This window comes from Pseudomonas sp. Pseusp11 (assembly GCF_047304405.1).
Lineage (GTDB): Bacteria > Pseudomonadota > Gammaproteobacteria > Pseudomonadales > Pseudomonadaceae > Aquipseudomonas.
In genome coordinates this window covers 1-243 of sequence record NZ_JBGLZF010000122.1, presented here as the reverse complement: position 1 = coordinate 243, position 243 = coordinate 1, and the positions used below count along the sequence as shown (strand labels likewise).

The window sequence follows — 243 nt, the reverse complement described above, 5'->3', positions numbered from 1 at the left end:
CAAATGCAACACCCCCGAAGCCATTGCCCAATGGGAATAAACCCCGCCCAAAAAAACACCCCATTAACACCCCGTGAATACCACCCACCCCGTGAGCGGGCGTCGGTAGTTAATAGTCAATAAAGGGTTAACCTCGAAGAAAAACAACTTGTAGGAAAACCAGAGCCAAATAATTATGAATTTCTTTTTAGCCCACACCACACCGCCCGACATAACCATTAGCAGGCGCTGGCAGAAAGAAGA

Annotated in this window: 1 protein-coding gene; it reads right to left on the bottom strand. The window is 47.7% G+C overall.

The features are described from left to right. Window positions 1–63: 63 nt before the first annotated feature. Window positions 64–243 (bottom strand): hypothetical protein (locus ACCC96_RS30405; RefSeq protein WP_413697756.1); only part of this gene is annotated, 180 nt, incomplete at its 5' end.